The sequence below is a fragment of the Mesorhizobium sp. YR577 genome (assembly GCF_900116595.1).
Taxonomy (GTDB): domain Bacteria; phylum Pseudomonadota; class Alphaproteobacteria; order Rhizobiales; family Rhizobiaceae; genus Mesorhizobium_M.
The window spans coordinates 26,152-44,448 of the sequence record NZ_FPBI01000035.1 but is presented as its reverse complement, the minus strand read 5'-3'; the positions used below and the strand labels follow the sequence as shown (position 1 = coordinate 44,448).

General features: G+C 59.3%; 17 protein-coding genes and 5 pseudogenes. 19 read left to right on the top strand and 3 right to left on the bottom strand.

Going from position 1 to position 18,297, the window contains the following annotated elements; all coding sequences use genetic code 11:
• From BM413_RS29745 to BM413_RS29680, 14 genes and pseudogenes are all read left to right on the top strand, one after another.
• On the top strand, positions 1-885 hold an 885-nt coding region (locus BM413_RS29745; RefSeq protein ID WP_091918466.1), incomplete at its 5' end, for a formylglycine-generating enzyme family protein.
• Positions 882-1,391: a hypothetical protein gene (locus tag BM413_RS33905; RefSeq protein ID WP_244538102.1), complete on the top strand. Its 510-nt coding sequence runs from the start codon at positions 882-884 to the stop codon at positions 1,389-1,391. The genes BM413_RS29745 and BM413_RS33905, both read left to right, overlap by 4 nt.
• 5 nt (positions 1,392-1,396) lie before the next feature.
• Positions 1,397-2,044, top strand: a complete 648-nt coding sequence (locus BM413_RS33900) for a YidH family protein (protein ID WP_091918459.1) — start codon at positions 1,397-1,399, stop codon at positions 2,042-2,044.
• Between the two features lie 68 nt (positions 2,045-2,112).
• Complete coding sequence (locus BM413_RS29730; protein WP_091918458.1) at positions 2,113-3,654, top strand: arylsulfatase; 1,542 nt, start codon at positions 2,113-2,115, stop codon at positions 3,652-3,654.
• A gap of 239 nt (positions 3,655-3,893) precedes the next feature.
• Positions 3,894-4,817 (top strand): HAD family hydrolase, encoded by a 924-nt coding sequence (locus BM413_RS29725; protein WP_091918457.1) that lies wholly within the window; start codon positions 3,894-3,896, stop codon positions 4,815-4,817.
• Between the two features lie 71 nt (positions 4,818-4,888).
• The gene (locus BM413_RS29720; protein ID WP_244538101.1) at positions 4,889-5,203 is read left to right on the top strand and encodes a DUF1622 domain-containing protein; all 315 of its coding nucleotides are present in this window, start codon (positions 4,889-4,891) and stop codon (positions 5,201-5,203) included.
• 8 nt (positions 5,204-5,211) lie between these two features.
• Entirely contained in the window at positions 5,212-6,207 is a 996-nt protein-coding gene (locus tag BM413_RS29715) for an HAD family hydrolase (protein ID WP_244538103.1), read from the top strand.
• A gap of 33 nt (positions 6,208-6,240) precedes the next feature.
• Positions 6,241-7,032, top strand: coding sequence for a hypothetical protein (locus BM413_RS29710; RefSeq protein ID WP_091918454.1), 792 nt, complete (start codon positions 6,241-6,243; stop codon positions 7,030-7,032).
• Between the two features lie 63 nt (positions 7,033-7,095).
• The gene (locus BM413_RS29705) at positions 7,096-9,234 is read left to right on the top strand and encodes a mechanosensitive ion channel family protein (protein WP_091918453.1); all 2,139 of its coding nucleotides are present in this window, start codon (positions 7,096-7,098) and stop codon (positions 9,232-9,234) included.
• Positions 9,235-9,265: 31 nt separating this feature from the next.
• Positions 9,266-9,466, top strand: a complete 201-nt coding sequence (locus tag BM413_RS29700) for a hypothetical protein (protein ID WP_091918452.1) — start codon at positions 9,266-9,268, stop codon at positions 9,464-9,466.
• A gap of 21 nt (positions 9,467-9,487) precedes the next feature.
• Complete coding sequence (locus BM413_RS29695) at positions 9,488-9,859, top strand: antitoxin Xre/MbcA/ParS toxin-binding domain-containing protein (RefSeq protein WP_091918451.1); 372 nt, start codon at positions 9,488-9,490, stop codon at positions 9,857-9,859.
• Positions 9,852-10,094: pseudogene (locus BM413_RS29690) on the top strand (RES domain-containing protein); the annotation flags it as partial. The gene BM413_RS29695 and the pseudogene BM413_RS29690, both read left to right, overlap by 8 nt.
• Before the next feature lie 123 nt (positions 10,095-10,217).
• A pseudogene (locus BM413_RS29685) lies at positions 10,218-10,646 on the top strand (antitoxin Xre-like helix-turn-helix domain-containing protein).
• Positions 10,643-11,123 (top strand): annotated as a pseudogene (locus tag BM413_RS29680) (RES family NAD+ phosphorylase). The pseudogenes BM413_RS29685 and BM413_RS29680 overlap by 4 nt, the downstream one beginning before the upstream one ends.
• Positions 11,124-11,182: 59 nt before the next feature.
• On the opposite strand, the gene BM413_RS29675 reads toward BM413_RS29680, so the two are convergent.
• The 3 genes and pseudogenes from BM413_RS29675 to BM413_RS29665 all read right to left on the bottom strand — a co-directional run.
• Complete coding sequence (locus BM413_RS29675) at positions 11,183-11,605, bottom strand: type II toxin-antitoxin system VapC family toxin (protein WP_091918449.1); 423 nt, start codon at positions 11,603-11,605, stop codon at positions 11,183-11,185.
• Positions 11,602-11,868, bottom strand: coding sequence for a type II toxin-antitoxin system prevent-host-death family antitoxin (locus tag BM413_RS29670; RefSeq protein WP_091918448.1), 267 nt, complete (start codon positions 11,866-11,868; stop codon positions 11,602-11,604). The genes BM413_RS29675 and BM413_RS29670 overlap by 4 nt, the downstream gene beginning before the upstream one ends.
• Before the next feature lie 88 nt (positions 11,869-11,956).
• Positions 11,957-12,295 (bottom strand): annotated as a pseudogene (locus BM413_RS29665) (tyrosine-type recombinase/integrase); the annotation flags it as partial.
• On the opposite strand from BM413_RS29665, the pseudogene BM413_RS29660 reads away from it, so the two are divergent.
• The 5 genes and pseudogenes from BM413_RS29660 to BM413_RS29640 all read left to right on the top strand — a co-directional run.
• Positions 12,295-12,779, top strand: a pseudogene (locus BM413_RS29660) (pirin-like C-terminal cupin domain-containing protein); the annotation flags it as partial. The pseudogenes BM413_RS29665 and BM413_RS29660 sit on opposite strands and share 1 nt — an antisense overlap.
• A gap of 1,060 nt (positions 12,780-13,839) precedes the next feature.
• Positions 13,840-15,450, top strand: a complete 1,611-nt coding sequence (locus BM413_RS29655; protein WP_091918447.1) for an ABC transporter substrate-binding protein — start codon at positions 13,840-13,842, stop codon at positions 15,448-15,450.
• Positions 15,447-16,487 (top strand): ABC transporter permease, encoded by a 1,041-nt coding sequence (locus BM413_RS29650; protein ID WP_091918446.1) that lies wholly within the window; start codon positions 15,447-15,449, stop codon positions 16,485-16,487. Before BM413_RS29655 ends, BM413_RS29650 begins: the two co-directional genes overlap by 4 nt.
• Complete coding sequence (locus BM413_RS29645; protein ID WP_091918445.1) at positions 16,484-17,326, top strand: ABC transporter permease; 843 nt, start codon at positions 16,484-16,486, stop codon at positions 17,324-17,326. Before BM413_RS29650 ends, BM413_RS29645 begins: the two co-directional genes overlap by 4 nt.
• Positions 17,292-18,296: an ABC transporter ATP-binding protein gene (locus BM413_RS29640; protein ID WP_091918444.1), complete on the top strand. Its 1,005-nt coding sequence runs from the start codon at positions 17,292-17,294 to the stop codon at positions 18,294-18,296. Before BM413_RS29645 ends, BM413_RS29640 begins: the two co-directional genes overlap by 35 nt.
• Position 18,297 lies beyond the last annotated feature (1 nt).

The following is an 18,297-nucleotide window of genomic DNA, read 5'->3' as shown; positions in this document are numbered from 1 at the left end:
GATCACTACAGGGAAGAGGCTCCCGCACACCGGGTGAAGGTCGACGGCTTCTTCATCGACAAGACGCCGGTGACGAACCGCCAGTTCAAGCAGTTTATCAAGGTAACAGGCTATGTGACCGTTGCCGAAAGGATTCCTGATCCTAGGGATTATCCCGGCGCGCTCCCAGAGATGCTCTACGCCGGGTCGCTGGTGTTCCAGAAGGCTGCCGGCCCGGTCGATCTCAGGAACCCGAGCGCGTGGTGGGATTTCGTCAAGGATGCGAGCTGGAAGCATCCGCTCGGCGCCAACAGCGGCCTGTTCAAGAAGGACAATCATCCGGTCGTCCACATCGCCTATGCCGATGCGCTGGCCTATGCGGATTGGGCCGGCAGGGAATTGCCGACCGAGGCCGAGTGGGAATATGCCGCCTGGGGCGGCGTCGAGGATGCCGAATATGCCTGGGGCGCAGAATTTGCGCCCGGCGGCAAGCAGATGGCCAACACATGGCAAGGGGAATTTCCGCACCAGAATCTTTTGACTGACGGTTTTGAGCGAACCTCCCCGGTCGGCACCTATCCGGTCAATGGCTACGGCCTGCAGGACATGATCGGCAATGTCTGGGAGTGGACGACCGACTGGTGGTCGTCGCGGCATCCCGAGAAGGAAGCAAAATCCTGCTGTATCCCGCAGAATCCGCGGGGAGGGTCCGAGGCTGCGAGTTATGACGAGCGCCAGCCCTCGATCCTCATTCCGCGGAAAGTGGTGAAGGGCGGGTCGCACCTTTGCGCGCCGAACTACTGCCGGCGCTACCGTCCAGCCGCGCGCCACGCCCAGCCAGTCGACACGTCGATGAGCCATGTCGGGTTCCGCTGCATCATGCGCACCGGGGGGGCGAACTCATGACCGAGGGTGCAACCACGACGCAGCTCTGGATCGCGCGGATCGCCATATTGCTGCTCATCGCGCTGAGCGTTATCGGGTTTCTGCGCTACGGCTTCACCGTCGAGGTTCACGAGCGCATCTGGCGCGATATTTTCGATCGTCCCGGCGGGCCGATGACGTTTCGGTTTGTTCTTCAGCCGGTGATGGCTGCGATTGCCGCCCTGCACGATGGGGCCAAGGACGCACGTGCTGGGCGCAGCGCCTATCTATGGACGCTGCTGACCAGTTCGGCGGACCGCGGCGAACGCCTGCGCGAAGGTGTGATCTCCACCGGCCGCATCATCCTGTTGGGCATCGGGATGGACGCTGTCTACCAGTATACCGTCCTCAAGACCTTCTATCCGGGCGAAATGGTGGTCATCGCGATCCTGCTCGCCTTCGTCCCTTACCTCCTGCTGCGCGGACCCTTCGCGCGCCTGGCGCGCTGGTGGACGGCGCGCAAGTCCTCCGGCCCCACATCGCGGTGAAAGAGATGGGCAAACTGCCGAAGACGGTTCTGCAACGGCCTGCAAGATTGCCAGAGACCCCGGTGCCTCCGATCCCAAAGGTCGACGAAACGAAGTCCGACATGGCATCGGTGCAATACTCGGCCTACCGCACGGGCCTGTCCAACCATCGAACGGGTCTGTCCGAACACCGAACCTCACTTTCCGAATTCAGAACCGACCTTTCGACGCATCGTACCGACCTGTCGACCGAGCGCACCGAAATGTCGATGCGCCGCACCGGCATGTCGTTCCAGCGCACGCGCATGAGCGCCGACCGGACCCTGATGTCGGTGATACGCACGTCGCTGTCCTTGATCAGCTTCGGCTTTACCATCTTCCAGGTGTTCGAGAAGCTTCGCGACGCTGGCACGCTGGCCCACGCCGCGGCACCTCGCAATTTCGGCATCACCCTGGTCGGGCTCGGCATCGCCATGCTGGTGCTTGGCATCATCTACCACTCGCAATTCATGATCGGCCTGCGCCGCGAACGCCATGCCATGGCTGCTGCCGGTCTCATCCATGCCGAAAGCGGGTTCCCGCCCTCGATGACGCTGATCACTGCCTTCATCCTGCTGCTGGTCGGCATAGCGGCCATTCTCAGCATGGTTTTCCAGATAGGCCCGTTTTTCTAGCAGAAAGGACGACCAGCAATAGGCTTCAAGTCAGAAAAGACAAAACAGAGCGAGGAAAGGATACGGAAATGGCAGGCAAGAAGAAGCCCAACATCCTGGTGATCTGGGGCGACGACATCGGTATCGCGAATCTGAGTTGCTACACGCGCGGACTGATGGGTTACCAGACGCCCAACATAGATAGATTGGCCAAGGAAGGAATGATGTTCACGGATTCCTACGGTGAGCAGTCTTGCACTGCGGGGAGATCATCGTTCATCACAGGCCAAAGCGTGATGCGCACGGGTCTGTCAAAGGTAGGAATTCCTGGCGCGCCGATCGGCATGAACGAAAAGATTGTGACGATTCCGGCGCTTTTGAAGAATGAGGGCTACACGACCGGTCAGTTCGGGAAGAACCACCTTGGCGATCTAAATCACATGCTGCCCACCAATCACGGCTTCGACGAGTTCTACGGCAACCTCTACCATCTCAACGCAGAGGAAGAGCCGGAGATGTATGATTACTTCCCCAAGGAAGAGTTTGGCGACTTCATCGAAACCGTCAAGCCGCGCGGCGTCATCCACAGCTTCGCGACCGATATCGACGATCCGACGGTTCAGCCACGCTGGGGTAAAGTCGGCAAACAGAAGATAGAGGATACAGGGCCGCTCAACAAAGAGCGCATGCTGACGTGCGATGATGACTTTGCCGACAAGGCAAAGGGATTCATCAAGAGGGCCGTGGATGACGACAAGCCCTTCTTTGTCTGGGTCAATTTCACCCACATGCACCTGTTCACACACACCAAGAAGGAAAGCCTGGGACAGGCAGGACGCTGGCAGTCGCCTTACCATGACACAATGATAGATCACGACAAGAACGTCGGCGAGATGCTGGACTATCTCGACGAACTCGGCATCGCCGACGACACCTTCGTCATGTACTCGACCGACAACGGTCCACACCGCAATTCGTGGCCTGACGGCGGGATGACGCCCTTCCGTAGCGAGAAGAACACGAACTGGGAAGGAGCATTTCGCATTCCACTGATTGTGCGCTACCCGGGCAAGATCAAACCAGACTCCGTCTCGAACGAGATCGTCCAGCATCACGACTGGCTGCCGACGTTCCTGGAACTGGCCGGTAACAAGACCGTCGTCGAAGACTTGAAGAAGGGCGTGAAAGCGATCGGCCGCACCTACAAGAACCACATCGACGGGGTTAGCCTCCTGAGCTACCTGACCGGCAAGACGGACAAGTCGCCACGGAAGATGTTCATGTACATCTCGGACGATGGCGACACGCTTGGTATCCGCTACGACAATTGGAAGATCGTCTTCATGGAGCAGCGCACCGAGGGCACAATGGCCGTTTGGGCCGATCCATTTGTCCCGCTGCGCATGGCCAAACTGTTCAACCTGCGCACCGACCCTTATGAGTTCGCCGATGTCACGTCCAACTCATACTACGACTGGTTCCTCCATCACGATTTCATCATCTATGGGGCGATCGCGCTGATGATGAAGTTCAACGAGACGTTCGTCGAGTTTCCGAAGATCCAGAAGCCAAACACCTTTACCGCCGATCAGGCAATCGACAAGCTGCACGCGACGGTCGCAGGGGGGTGACGTGTTTCCCAGTGCGCTTGGAGGCAGCCGCGCGAATAACTCGATGAACACAATGATGGCAGCGGGAACAATCCCGCTGTCACGTCAAAAATCCGGTTCTGCTGATTGTACAGGAGGAAAATATGTCATCCAGCTTGCGCCGAACGGATCCTTCAATCTGACGACGCGGCTCAATGGCCCGCAGACACCGATCCTTGACGGCTCCTGCTGGCTCCCCGCGTTACAAAGGGTCGAATAGCATGTCCTCTGATCTTCTGCCTTCCTGGAACGATGGTCCGGCGAAATCCGTCATCCTCGACTTCGTCGCACGCGTGACGACAGGGGGGGAACCGGACTATGTGCCGCCATCCGAACGTATCGCAACCTTCGACAATGACGGAACGTTGTGGTGCGAACAGCCCATGCAGGTGCAGGTCTTTTTCCTGATCGATCGGGTGAAACAGCTCGCTGCCAAGGATGCTTCAATGAGTACGCGCCAGCCATTCAGGGCGCTGCTCGACCATGACATCAAGGCACTGCATGCACAGGGCAAGCAGGGCCTGATGGAGCTGGCCTTCGCCGCGCACGCAGGCATGACCGAGGAAGAATTCGACGAGATCGCAAGGACCTGGTTCGCTTCGGCAAGACATCCCAAGTTCGGTCGGCTCTTTACGCAACTGATCTACCAGCCGCAGGTTGAGCTTCTCGCTTACCTGCGTGCCAATGGCTTCAAGACCTTTATCGTGTCGGGCGGTGGCATCGACCTCATCCGCGCTTTTGCCGAGGGTGCCTACGGCATTCCGCGCGAGCAGGTGATCGGCTCCTCCGCGCGATTGCACTACGAGTTGCAAGGCGGCCGCCCCGTGCTGATGAAGGCTGCCGAGCTGAACAGCTTCGACGACCGTGAGGTGAAGCCCGCCAACATAGGACTGCATATCGGCCGTCGGCCGATCCTCGCCTTCGGTAATTCCGACGGTGATCTCGCCATGCTGCGCTACACCAAATCGGGGCAGGGCGCGCGACTGGCGCTGCTTGTTCATCATGACGATGCACAGCGCGAAGTCGCTTACGATCGTGAATTCAAGCTGAGTCCTCTTGCTGAAGCGCTCGACAGGGCTACCGATTACGGCATCACCGTTGTCAGCATGAAGAACGACTGGAAGACTGTATTTCCTGAAACCTAGCGGGGCAGGTTCGCCAAGTGGAAGAATGGCTGAGAGCTACGACCGAATACAGCGTCATGCTGATCAACGCCATGGCGCTGGTCGTCATTCTGTATGGCGCGATCGAAAGCTTCGTTGCCGCGATCTGGTTCCATTTCTCGCACGGGGACGGCCATCGGCGTCGTGAAATCTGGCTGCGGTTCGCTCGCTGGCTCGTCGCGGGCCTGACCTTCCAGCTGGCGGCCGACATCATCGAAACGTCGATGACGCCGAGCTGGGACGGCATCGGGCGGCTGGCCGCAATCGCAGTCGTCAGGACATTCCTGAACTATTTTTTGGAACGGGATCTTGCCGAAGTCAGGGGTCGCCAGGGTGACGGGACTGAAGAAAAGGAGAGGGCGGCATGACGAAGGTGATGTTGAATGCGGCCATAGCGGTTCTTTCATTCCTGTTTCTGGCCACAGCCAATCATGCAGGCGCGCAGACCGACGCGCTGCCTTCCTGGAACGAGGGGGCTGCAAAGACTGCTATCACCGGTTTTGTCTCGCGGACCACGCAGGAGGGCGGCGCCGACTACCTGAAGCCTGCCGAGCGTATTGCGGTGTTTGACAATGACGGCACGCTCTGGAGCGAGCAGCCGATCTATTTCCAGCTTGCCTTTGCCCTGGACCGGGTCAAGGCGATGGCACCCCAGCATCCCGAATGGAAGGACACCGAGCCGTTCAGGTCGCTGCTGGCCGACGACGTCAAAGGCGTTCTGGCTTCGGGAGAAAAAGGCCTCGGCGAAATCATTGCGGTAACTCACACCGGGATGACCACCGAAGAGTTTGCAAGCACGGTCAGGGAATGGATCGCGACGGCGCGTCATCCACGGTTCAACCGTCCCTACAACGAACTCATCTACCAGCCGATGGTGGAACTGCTGGCCTATCTACACGCCAACGGTTTCAAGACCTTCATCGTCTCGGGCGGCGGCGTGGAATTCATGCGGCCATGGGTCGAGCAAGCCTATGGCATCCCGCCGGGCCAGGTCGTCGGCTCGTCCGGCGTCGTGACCTACGAACTCGGGCCTGACGACAAGCCAGTCCTGAAGAAGGAAGCGAAGATCGAGTTCGTCGATGACGGTCCGGGCAAGCCTGTCGGGATCAACCGCTTCATCGGCCGCCGTCCGGTCTTTGCTGCCGGAAATTCTGACGGCGACGTGCAGATGCTGCAGTGGACGACCCTCAATAACGGCCCGCGGTTTGGGTTGATCGTGCATCACACCGACGCCGAGCGCGAATGGGCATACGACCGGCAATCGCACATCGGCAAGCTCGACAAGGCGCTGGACGAGGCACCGAAACGTGGCTGGCTCGTCGTGGACATGAAGACGGACTGGAAGGTGATCTACCCCGCCGAAAAGCAATGAGCTTCCCGGCTATCTGCGGATAGGAGAAGGCAAATGCTGAAACGGATTGCGACGCTCCTGACGGGCCTTGCCGCGGTGGCCTGGAGTGCGCCTTCGATCGGGCAGGAGCATGAAGACGTCAACGCGGCGAACAACCCGCTGACGCCGAAGATCACGATCAATCTTCATGACTATTATGTTCCCGAACTCGATGGGCTCGATGGCCGCTACGCAAACCAGTTCCTGCTTCGCGGCCTCATCCCTTCAGACCTCTTCGGCAAACCGCAGCTGTTCCGCTTCACCCTGCCGATCGCCACGGCGCCTGAGTTTCCCGATGGCTATGTAACGGGGCTGGGCGACCTGACGCTGATGGATATCTTCGTGTTTCCCGGCAAGCAGATCTCGTTCGGTGTCGGGCCGCTCGTCGTGCTGCCGACCGCGACGGACGATCTGCTCGGCGCCGGGAAATGGCAGGCCGGCGTGGTCGGCCTGGCTATCGCTCCACAGAAATGGGGCCTGATCGGCGGCCTCGTCACCTATCAGGCGTCTTTCGCCGGCGCCGGCGATCGCGAGGACGTCTCGCTGGCGACGTTCCAGCCGATCGTGAACTACAACCTTGCGAACGGCTTTTACCTCCGCTCGAGCGCGACCTGGAGCTTCAATCTCGAAAACGGGGACTATTACATCCCCGTCGGGTTCGGCGTCGGCAAGGTTTTCCAGATCAACGACAAGGTCACGATGAACGCCTTTATCGAGCCGCAATACACGGTCGCCAGCGAAGGCATCGGCAATCCGAAATGGCAGATATTTGCCGGCGTCAATTTCCAGTTCGCGATAGGCCGATAGGTGCCCTGTCGATGAAAAGCTTGAAACGACGAACCCGAACGTCCTCATGAGATTGGTGTGACAATGACCATTGCATCGCGCCCACAAGCCTCACTGCTGGCAGTCTGCTTTGCGGCATTGCTGGCATTTGCCCCGTTGCCGTTCGGCAATTTTGCCCTTGCGCAGACGGGACAAACTGCAACGGTGCCGCCGCCGGACGAAAAGGTTCGGGAACTCGTCAAGCTGCTCGACGATCCCGATGTCCGTGCCTGGCTTGCGACCAAGCCTGCACCTGTTGACGACGCCGCCGGCGCGCCGACGGCTGAACAGATCTCCAGTTGGGACCAGGGCATCCGCGACCACCTTGCCGCGATGCGCAATGCTTTGCCGCAGATTCCAGCCGAGGCTGCAAATGCCGTCCGGACTGTGAGGACGGAGATAAACAATCGCGGTTTTGCAACGATAATCATACTCTTTGCGGCTCTGCTTGCGCTCGGTTTCGGAGCGGAGTGGCTTTTCAAGCGGGCGATCCACCGCGTGCGGGACAATGGGTCCGGTCGATATGGAGCGACGACGCTGGGAGAAAGTCGAGCTCTTCACCTGCTTTCGGTGGTCGCGCCGATTGTCGTATTTTCGCTCGTCAGCGCCGGGGCCTTTCTGGCGTTCGACTGGCCTGCATTGCTGCGCAGGATCATCCTGACCTATCTGGTGGCTTTCATCGTCGTCCGGCTGGTCAGGGCGTTCAGTTCGGCGCTGCTTTCGCCAAAGGTCAGTCTGGTTTCAACGGGAGAGGAAAGCCAGTTCCGGCTGATCCCGGTCAGTGATGCCAAGGCAAATTTCTGGTATCGGCGGCTGACCATTTTCGCCAGCTATTTGATGGCTGCCTGGGCGACGATCAACCTGCTCCCGGGGCTCGGGTTTTCACCAGGTGTCGTCCGGTTGATCGCCTATCTCCTCGGGGTAGGGCTGCTGGCGCTTGCAATCGAAATGGTCTGGCGCCGCCCCGCTGATCCCGAAGCGGCGCCTGCCGTCATGACGAACTGGCTTCTCACTGTCTATCTCGTGCTGCTTTGGGGTTTATGGGTCGCAGGCCTGAACGGTCTGCTATGGCTCGGCATCTATGCACTATTGCTGCCGAAGGCGTTGACCATAACGGGGCAAGTTGCGGGAGCACTTGCCGAGTCGCGCGCGAGTTCCGGTTCTGCGAATTCGGTGATGACCGTGCTGATCGTTCGGGGCGCGCGGGCGCTGGTCATTCTGCTTGCTGTGCTGTGGCTTGGGGCGATCCTGCGACTGAGCCCCGGCACGCTGATGCAGAACGATGCCGTCACGACCCAACTTATGCGCGGGTTATTACGTGGGGTCATAACGCTGCTTGTTGCAGACCTGCTCTGGCAACTGTCGAAAGCTTATATCGCGCGGAAACTGGAAGTTGCATCGTCCGACGAGCCGATCGATGCGGCCGAAGCAGCGCGCAGGGGCCGCCTGCGCACGCTGCTACCGATCTTCCGCAATATGCTCGCGGTTCTGATTGCGGCGGTAGCCGTCCTCATGGTGCTGTCGGAGCTTGGCGTGCAGATAGCTCCATTGATCGCTGGTGCCGGCATATTCGGCGTCGCCATCGGGTTTGGGTCGCAGACGCTGGTCAAGGATGTGATCAGCGGCGTCTTCTACATGCTGGACGATGCGTTCCGAGTCGGGGAATACATCCAGAGCCGCAGCTACAAGGGCACCGTCGAATCCTTCAGCCTTAGGTCCGTCAGGTTGCGGCACCATCGCGGCCCGGTCTTCACCGTTCCTTTCGGCGAGCTGGGTGCGGTGGAAAATATGAGCCGCGACTGGGCGATCGACAAATTCCTGATCCGCGTTCCTTTCGATACCGACATCAGGAAGGTCAAGAAACTGGTGAAGGTCGTTGGCTCCGAAATGCTCGAAGATCCCGAACTGGCGCCTCAAATCATAGAAACCGTGAAGATGAAGGGTGTCGAACAGTTCGGTGATTTCGGCATGGAGCTGAGTTTTTCCATCACGACGAAACCGGGCTATCAAACAGGCGTGAGGCGGCGAGCCTATACCATGATCCGCGATACGTTCTTTGCCAACGGGATCGAGTTTGCCCAGCCTACCGTCCAGGTGGGCAACGACGAGAAGTCTGCAGTCGCTGCTGCAGCAACCACGACAGCGCGAGCGCGCAAGGCAGCCACTCAGGCTGCCGGGGGCTAGCGAAGAGAGGCTTCGGCGCGGGAATGTAGCGATGTTTGGTGTGCTGAAAAGACTCGTTTCCCAAAACGGAGACGGCAAGCAGGAAGGTCAGTCGACCGTCTCAGTGGTAAAAAATTTGCTGTCGAAAGGGCCGCTTCAACATGCGATGCCGTTGGCTCGCCAGGATGACCTCCTGGCGTCTTTGAAACTGCAAGATCACTGGTCGATCATTTTGGCGGAAGCGTCTAAATAGCGGATAGAGCCTGGCATTGACATGTCGGCACAAAGTCTCGAAATCACGGCAGCCCACTTCGGCGAAGCTCGTTCGCCCTTCCTGTCGGCACGGCGGGTTTCTGAACTCTTGGGTGTGACGCAATCGGAATTGGCTAAATTGGTAGGTGTGGCCAGAAATACGCTGGTGGCGAAATCAGGCGCACGCAAGGTTGATCTAGCGTTGAGTCCGGTTGTTCGGATTCTGGCCATGGCTACTGAGATGGCCGGCGACGAGAACCGGGCAGTTATATGGTTCAAGCATCAGCCAATCCCAGGCTGGGCCGGCAAAACCGCCTACGATCTGGTCGGCGAGGGCAAGTCCGACAAGGTTTTGTCCTACTTGGAGGCGGTGCGCTCCGGCGTTTATGCCTGAAGCGCGTCTGGAGACACAAATCCTTTGGCGGGCCTACGTGCCACGCTGGGCGCATGTGCCGCTGTCAGGCGACGGAGCGGCGCAATTTGGCGGTCGTTGGAACCCGATCGGCGCGCCGAACATTTACGCCGCACGCGAACTTTCGACCGAATGGGCTGAATACAATCAGGGCTTTGTCCAGCATCCCGCATTGATCACGCAGCTCGAACTCGAGGGTGCCTCGCTTGCCGATGTCTGCTGTCTCATGGCTTTGAGATACTATAGAAGACAGGAATTTATCCTTTGTTTCCAATGGGATGGCTTGCAGTATGCCTCATATGAAGCTATACTATGCTTCATATGATAATGGAGAATGGTAATGCTGGCATTTGGGAACGTCGTCGACGTACTTGGTCTGCGGGTTAAGGAAATAGCTGCACGATCCCCATTTGGGCTGATATCCTCGATTGAAAACGGATTGCCCATGGCAGCACTCGAACGTATCGCGCAATTGCTGGCCCCGAGCGATGCTCACTTCAAATCGACTCGTTCCGAAGGCCACCTATGAGCGCCGTAAGAGAGGCGCACTTAGACTGTCTTGGGATGAGGGCACAAGGGTGGCACGTGTAGCCCGGGTCTGGAATCTGGCACTCGATGTCTGGCAGAGCGAGGAGCGCGAGACTTTCTGTTTCGTCCTCATGCCATGCTGGAAGATCGGCGTCCGATCGATGTGGTTATCCAAAATGAGATCAGCGCCGAATTGGTACTCGATATCCTTGCAGGTCTGAAGTACGGCAGCGCTGCGTGACGGTGCAAATTCTCGATCGCACACTGCTGTGCTTTCCCATTGGCGATCCGGCCGGCACTTATCCGATCTTCGACGCGACGGGCTCGACAATCGCTCCTGGTCGTTGGAATACGCCGGGAAGTCTGGTGATCTATATCAGCGAGCATTATTCGACAGCTTTGCTGGAGAAGCTGGTGCATGGCAGTGGCCGGCTGCCGCCCAACCAGCACTGTTGAAATTACTGTCCCGCGCGGGCTGACCTACGAGGTTTTTTCTCAACCATCCCTCCCGGGATGGGACACGATGGCAGCGACCGTAAGCAAGGAATTTGGTGAAGCATGGTGTCTTGAACGGCGTAGCGTCATCCTGCTGGTCCCGAGTGTGATCGCGCGCGTCGATCGCGATGTGCTGATCAATCCGACCCATCCAGAGTTCTCAGCGATCCAGGAAAGTCTTAATCAGCCCGTTTTCCGGGACAGGCGTCTTTTTGGAGCATAATTGCGAGGAGGGGCGTAATTTTCCATTCTTGGCACGCCAACCCACTCGAATGAGCGTTGTCATCGGTCCCAAGGGTTGAAGAGCTCGATGCCGAAACCCTCAAAATCTTTTATGTTGCGCGTCGCCAGGACGAGTTTTTGCGCAATTGCAGTCGCAGCGATCAGGCCGTCCATCGACGACAGCCCGCGACCGCGGCGCTTTGCTAAGCCCATCAGATCGCCCCAGGCCAATGCAACGGGTTCATCTACTGCAAGGACGCGATGTTCGAAGCGTTGCGGCAGATCCTCCGCCAGCCACTCAGCCAGCGAATCGCGCTTCCGACCGTTGACCATGAGCGCCACGCCACGCCGTATCTCGGCAATCGACACCACGCTGATGAACGAACGATCCTCGTCTAGGCTATCCAGCCATTCCAGGACATGCGCATCAGGGTTCGGTTTTGTCACTTCCGACAGGACGTTGGTGTCGAGAAGAAGTCTCACAGCGAGAGATCACGCGGCTCATCGCGTTGACGCTCGAGATCAAGCTCGGCGCCACGCAACGGTGAAGCCAGCAGGAACTCCGCGAGCGTTCCCTTGCGAGCGGACTTGCGCTGCCATTCCTCAGCTGAGACGACAACGACGCTTGGCTTTCCGTTGCGCGTAATCGTCTGCGGCGCCGATTGCGCGCGCTCGATGACCTCCGAGAGACGCGCTTTTGCCCGAGCAACTGTCCAGTTGGGATCGTCTTTCGATACAGGCAGCATACCACCCTCCATAACCATAGTGACCATAGTGACCATATAGTCCGCAATGCATACCGATACAACAGCGTAGGGGGAGGGATTTTAGCTTCTACAATCCGGACGCCTTGGTAAGATTGACGCGGAAGCGGTCACCGCGACGTTGATATTTTCTGGTCATTTCGGCCGAGGCATGACCGAGTTGCTTTTGCACATAGCGTTCGTCGACCTCGGCGGAGGAGGCGAGCCCGGCGCGTAGTGAACGGCCGGAGAATTTTTGCCCGCGTTCGCTCTCCGACAGGTCGCCACCCACGCCGGCGGCCAGCGCCGCACGCTTGACCAGGCGGGCTACCTCCTGATCGTTCAATCGCTCGGCGCCAACTGTTTTGCCCTGTCCTGTGACACGCCGAAACAGAGGCCCATGGCCGATGCGCGCCAGCCGGAGCCAAGTCCCCCATGTTCGAGCACCACGGCAAGGAGACGCTGCCTATGATTGAGGATCGCGGCGTTGCGGTCCGGCTCATCCTCGGGGGCGCCTATGGCCAGAAGGCACCCGCGACGATGTTTTCCGAGACGTTCTACGCCGACGTGACGCGCGAAGCCGCTTGCCGATGCCGCACGATCACGAGGACAGGGGCATCTACATCGTCGAAGGCTCGATCTCGATCGCCGGCCAGGATTTTGAGGCAGGTCGAATGATGATCTTCCGCCCCGGCGACAGGATCACTGTCGCGGCAGGCGACAGAGGCGCGCGCCTGATGATCCTCGGTGGCGCAACGCTCAGCAGACCGCGCTATATCTGGTGGAACTTCGTCGCGTCTTCGCAGGAACGCATCGAAGAGGCCAAAACCGAATGGCGCGCTGAGAACTGGGGCAAGGGACGTTTCGATCTTCCCGTCGATGACCGGGATGAGCACATTCCTCTTCCGGACTGACCGGCGATGGAGAAAAGCGGAACGACTACTCAGCTGGCGCGAGACGTGGTGCGCGCTCCATCTCTATCTTAATTAAGGCCGCCGGTAAGTGATCGGCTGGCTCATAGCTCATTGTGTGATGTCCGGAAATATTTGGCATCTCACGGGGTTTACCAGTCCGGAATTTTGGGTCGCTGGTGGCTGGCCTATGCGATTGAAAACAGGAGAGTTTTCTGGCTGAGGGTAGGGGTTTCCGATCCCAAGACCGAGTTTACCAATGGCCTCAATGACAGTTTATTCTGGATTGGCATTAAGTGATTGCATTTGCGTCGAATATAGGAACTGGTTAACCTGCTCACGGTGGGCAACGGATTGGTCAATCCAAGACGACTGAATTGGTAAACCGGAGCAGCCCTATCGACCAAGGTCCGGCTCCGCGCTTTCGCTGTCGCCAGTAAGCAGGTATTCAAGCGCCAATCGTGACCAGCGTGCGACGCCGCCTTGCGTGAGACACACCGGCCACGCCGCAAATCGACACGGTTTGATCCGGCGCGCGCAATACCGCGCATGATCTCCGCAGCCGGGCTTAATTCCCGGACTGTAGTGGAAGTCAAATTCGGACCGGAGCCCAGCATGATCCGTGGTTCCGCCCGTGCCAGCGCTTCGATGACACCGGCAGAGGCGATTGTGCCACCCAATCCGTAAATGTCTCTATGCTGTGATGGTCGCGCCAAAGGAACCGACCCGGTTGGAAACGTCACCGGTATTGGCATGAAGGGCCAGACTTCGGGTGGAGAATTGTCGGTAACTTCATAGGTATTGCCGTTCCGCCGAAATGAACCCAAGCCTATCTGTCTATACGAGTTAGAAGCGCTCAATAATTTTGCAATGTCTGGCGGTTTCTTGGGCAACGTCGACGGAGAGGGTAAATTTTCTACCTCAAGATATAATAGAAAGACAAAAAATTCTCACGTAATATATATTTTTGTTGACTCTCAAAAGATGGACTCGGCTAATTGAGGCGGCTGCATGCACTTCAGTTCGCTCCACATCGCGCTTCCAGCATCGAGGGGTCTTCGACATGACAAGCTTTTCCTACCGTCCTGATCGCCGCCAATTTCTTGCCGGGCTTGCCCTCGGCACCGCTTTGCCTTTCGTGCCCGCCTGGGCGCAGTCCGCACCCAAATCCGGGGGCACGCTGACAATCGTTACCTGGCCGGCACCAACCTATCTCAACGCCGCCATCACCACCGCGGGGCCTGAAACCCTGCTTAGTGGCAAGTTCTATGAAGGCCTACTCGACTATGCCGACGGCATGGTGCCGCAGCCACAGCTGGCGGAATCCTGGGAAGTCGCTTCGGACGGGCTGAAGATCACTTTCAACCTGCGAAAGGGCGTTACCTGGCACGATGGCAAGCCGTTCAGTTCTAGAGACGTGGCGGTCAGCGTGATGGAAATCCTCAAGGTCCACCACGGCCGCGGCCGCTCGACCTTCGCCAATCTGACGGAAGTGCAAACGCCAGACGAAAACACCGCTGTCTTCGTGCTGACCAAGCCACAGCCGGCGCTGATGAAAGCCCTCAACGCGTCTGAGTCGCCGATTATGCCGGCACACCTCTATTCCGGCACCGACGTCATGAACAATCCGGTCAATACCGCGCCTGTCGGCACCGGGCCGTTCAGGTTGGCTGAATATGTTCGCGGCGAAAGCCTGGTGATGGACCGGAACCCCAACCATTGGGACAAGGGCAGGCCCTATCTCGACCGGCTCGTAATCCGCTACGTCGCCGACGGCGCGACGCGCGGCGCGATGCTGGAAGCCGGCGAAGCAGATCTGGTCGCATCGAGCCTGATCCCGCCCCTCGAAATCATTCGTCTCGGTGACACCGACGGATTCGAGATCACCGAGCACGGTTACGAAATCTCGTCGTCGATGCATCTGCTCGACTTCAACCTGCGCAATCCGATCCTGGCCAACGTCAAAGTTCGCCAGGCTATCGCGCATGCCATCGATTTCGCCTGGATCACAGAGAACGTGTGGTTCGGTTTCGGTCATGCGGGCACCGGCCCGATCCATTTCAACCAGACAGATTTCTACACGACCGAGAATGTTCCGGCCTATGCGCTCGATCTGGAGGCGGCGGAAAAGCTGCTCGACGAGGCGGGCTACCCACGCAAGGATGGCGGCAACCGTTTCGCTCTTACCATCGACGCGCTCAACTATGGTGAGGAACCCCTGCGTGCGTCGGAATATGTACGCGAGCAGCTTCGTCAGATCGGAATCGACCTGACGGTGCGGTCGACGGACTCCGGCGGCTTCGTCAAACGCGTCTATACTGACCGCGACTTTGACATGAGTACGTTTACCGGCAGCGCCGGTGCCGATCCCACCATCGGCGTTCACCGTTTCTACTGGTCCAAAAACATCAAGGATGGTGTCGCCTTCTCGAATGGCTCCGGCTATTCCAATCCAGATGTCGACGCGCTGCTCGAAGCCGCCCAGATCGAAATGGACCCGGCCAAGCGCAAGCAGCTTTATGCCGAATTCCAGCGCAAGGTCATGGAAGACGTGCCGACGCTACCGCTTTGTTCGACCGCCCGCGTGACCATCGCCAACACGCGGGTCAAGGATCACACCGTCGGCGCCATCGGGCCGTTCGGCACCTTCTCGCAAGTCTGGCTGGACGCATGAGCGTCACTCAAAGCCGGGCAACGCCGGGGGGCAAGGCCCCCCGGCTTTACTCGCGTTTTTTCAACCCGGTCGCCCTTCGTTTTCTCGGGCGGCGGTTGGTTCAGGCACTGATTGTCATGCTGATGGTGGTGATCGCCAACTTCGTCATCATCAAGCTAGCCCCCGGCGACATGGTCGACGTGCTGAGTGGCAATTCCGACATGACGGCAGAGCAGATCGCCGGATTGCGCACGATGTATGGGCTCGATCAGCCGATCCTCATCCAGCTCGGCAAATATCTCGGGCAGTTGCTGACTTTCAATCTCGGCTATTCCTTCCGCAATGCGGCACCAGTGCTGGACATCATCATGCTGCGGCTGCCGACGACGGCGATGCTCGTTGTGCTGTCGGTCATCATCTCACTGACGGTCGGTACCGTTCTGGGTGTCGTTGCCGCACGACGTGCGGGCAAACCAGCCGATGCGATCATCTCCACTGTCGCGCTGTTGTTCTACGCAACCCCATCCTTTATTGTGGCGATCTCGCTGATCCTGATCTTCTCGGTGAAGCTGGGCTGGCTGCCCATCGCCGGACTGACCAGCGTTGGCGCCAACTATACGGGCATGCGCCATGTGCTCGACGTGGTGGCGCATTTGGTCATGCCGGTGACGGCGCTCTGCACTTTCTACATCGCCATTTACGGCCGCTTGGCGCGCGCCACCATGCTGGAGGTGATGAGTCAGGACTTCGTTCGCACCGCTCGCGCCAAGGGCATGAGCGAGCGCCGAGTCATCTATGGTCATGCACTGCGCAACGCGCTGATGCCGCTTGTTACCATGGCTGGCCTTCAGGTCAGTTCGCTGATCGGTGGTGCGGTGCTGGTCGAGACCGTCTTCGGCCTGCCGGGAATGGGTCGTACGGCCTTCGACGCTGTGTTCGAGCGTGACGCCAATCTTCTTCTCGGAGTGATGTTCATCAGTTCGTTGTCGGTCGTTGTCGTCAGCCTGGTGGTGGACATCCTCTATGTCATCATCGACCCAAGGGTGGAGTTGAAATGACCAGGCGCCAAGGCAAATTGCGGCGCTTCCTGCGCCACCCCAGCGGCCTTGCCGGCGCCGTCATACTGTTCACGGTCCTGGTCATGGCGCTGCTCGCCGGCGTCATCTATCCAGACGGACCTTGGCGCATGGTGGCGCGTCCGATGCTGTGGCCGGGGCAGAACCCATCCTACATATTCGGTACCGATGGCATGGGACGCGACATTCTTGCCGGCGTCATGCACGGCTCGCGTGTGTCGATCCTGGTCGGCATGAGTGCGGCTCTCGCCGCTGTCTTTGTCGGCTCCTTAGTCGGCGCCCTCGCCGGATTCTATGGCGGCCGCGTCGACGATGTGCTGATGCGCATCACCGATGCGGTGCAGACCATCCCGTCGTTCCTGGCTGCCATCGTCATCGTCGGCATCATCGGCCCTTCGCTCACCACGATCGTTGTGTCGATCAGCGTTGTGTCCTGGCCTATGGTGGCGCGCCTGGTGCGTGCTGAATTCATGCGGCTGCGCGGCCAGGATTTCGTGCTGGCCTGCCGCATCATGGGCATGGCGGATACGCGCATCATGTTCACCCAGATCCTGCCAAACTGCCTGAGCCCAATCGTGGTCGCCGCTTCCGTGCTGGTCGCCACCGCGATTATCGTCGAGGCCGGCCTGTCATTCCTTGGCCTCGGTGACCCCAACATGATGAGCTGGGGTGCAATCATCGGCGCTGGGCGATCAGCCATGCGTACGGCCTGGTACATCACCGTGGTGCCTTCGGCTGCCGTTGTGGTGACCGTCCTTGCCCTCAACCTCATTGGAGACGCATTGAATGACGTCCTCAACCCACGCCTTCGTGTCCGCTGATGCGTTGCTCAAGGTCGCTGGGCTGTCCATCTCGGCGGCCGCCGACACGCCGCTGGTCGAGGACCTGTCGTTCGAGGTCGGCCGTGGCGAGGCGGTGGCGATCGTCGGTGAATCCGGCTGCGGCAAGTCGTTGACATCGCTGGCAATCATGGGCCTGCTGCCCGACAGTCTGGACAGGCACAAGCGTGGCGCCATCTCTTTCGAAGGCCGCGACCTTACCGCATTGCCGCTGCGAGATATGCAATCAATCCGCGGCAACCGCATGGCGATGATCTTCCAGGAGCCGCTCACAGCGCTGAATCCGGTAATGACGGTCGGCGCGCAGATCGTCGAAGTGCTGCGCAAGCATCGCAAGATGGGCAAGGTCGAGGCGCGCGAGCGGGCAACGGATCTGCTCAGGCAGGTGCGCGTGCCCGATCCCGAGGCGCGGCTGGACGACTATCCGCACCGTCTTTCGGGCGGCATGCGCCAGCGCGTGACAATCGCCATGGCCATGGCCTGCGAACCGTCGCTCATAATCGCCGATGAGCCCACGACGGCTCTCGACGTGACGGTGCAGGCGCAGATACTTGATCTGCTGCGCGAAATCCGTGAGCGGTCTGGTCAGAGCCTCGTTCTGATCACACACGATCTCGGCGTGGTCCGGCAGATCGCCGAGCGCATGATCGTCATGTATGCCGGCGTCGTGGTCGAGGCCGGATCAGTTGAGGACATCATGTCTTCGCCGCGTCATCCGTATACCGCGGGGCTGATGGCAGCGCGTCCCAGGGGTAGCTTCAAGCATGACGGAAAGCTGCTCAGCGATATTTCCGGTGCCGTTCCCGCGCCCGACGCCCGCCCGCAAGGCTGCCTGTTCGGACCGCGATGCGCGCGGGCCGCAGAAGACTGCCTGACTGCGCGTCCGCCGCTGACGGCGACGGCGGACGGCCGCGCGCATCGCTGCTTTTACCCGATTTTGGAGGTCACCTGAG

Coding starts and splice junctions, on each gene's coding strand:
- BM413_RS33905 (WP_244538102.1), top strand. CDS start 882: ATGACCGAGGGTGCAACCACGACGCAGCTCTGGATCGCGCGGATCGCC.
- BM413_RS33900 (WP_091918459.1), top strand. CDS start 1,397: ATGGGCAAACTGCCGAAGACGGTTCTGCAACGGCCTGCAAGATTGCCA.
- BM413_RS29730 (WP_091918458.1), top strand. CDS start 2,113: ATGGCAGGCAAGAAGAAGCCCAACATCCTGGTGATCTGGGGCGACGAC.
- BM413_RS29725 (WP_091918457.1), top strand. CDS start 3,894: ATGTCCTCTGATCTTCTGCCTTCCTGGAACGATGGTCCGGCGAAATCC.
- BM413_RS29720 (WP_244538101.1), top strand. CDS start 4,889: ATGGCGCTGGTCGTCATTCTGTATGGCGCGATCGAAAGCTTCGTTGCC.
- BM413_RS29715 (WP_244538103.1), top strand. CDS start 5,212: ATGTTGAATGCGGCCATAGCGGTTCTTTCATTCCTGTTTCTGGCCACA.
- BM413_RS29710 (WP_091918454.1), top strand. CDS start 6,241: ATGCTGAAACGGATTGCGACGCTCCTGACGGGCCTTGCCGCGGTGGCC.
- BM413_RS29705 (WP_091918453.1), top strand. CDS start 7,096: ATGACCATTGCATCGCGCCCACAAGCCTCACTGCTGGCAGTCTGCTTT.
- BM413_RS29700 (WP_091918452.1), top strand. CDS start 9,266: ATGTTTGGTGTGCTGAAAAGACTCGTTTCCCAAAACGGAGACGGCAAG.
- BM413_RS29695 (WP_091918451.1), top strand. CDS start 9,488: ATGTCGGCACAAAGTCTCGAAATCACGGCAGCCCACTTCGGCGAAGCT.
- BM413_RS29670 (WP_091918448.1), bottom strand. CDS start 11,868: ATGCTGCCTGTATCGAAAGACGATCCCAACTGGACAGTTGCTCGGGCA.
- BM413_RS29655 (WP_091918447.1), top strand. CDS start 13,840: ATGACAAGCTTTTCCTACCGTCCTGATCGCCGCCAATTTCTTGCCGGG.
- BM413_RS29650 (WP_091918446.1), top strand. CDS start 15,447: ATGAGCGTCACTCAAAGCCGGGCAACGCCGGGGGGCAAGGCCCCCCGG.
- BM413_RS29645 (WP_091918445.1), top strand. CDS start 16,484: ATGACCAGGCGCCAAGGCAAATTGCGGCGCTTCCTGCGCCACCCCAGC.
- BM413_RS29640 (WP_091918444.1), top strand. CDS start 17,292: ATGACGTCCTCAACCCACGCCTTCGTGTCCGCTGATGCGTTGCTCAAG.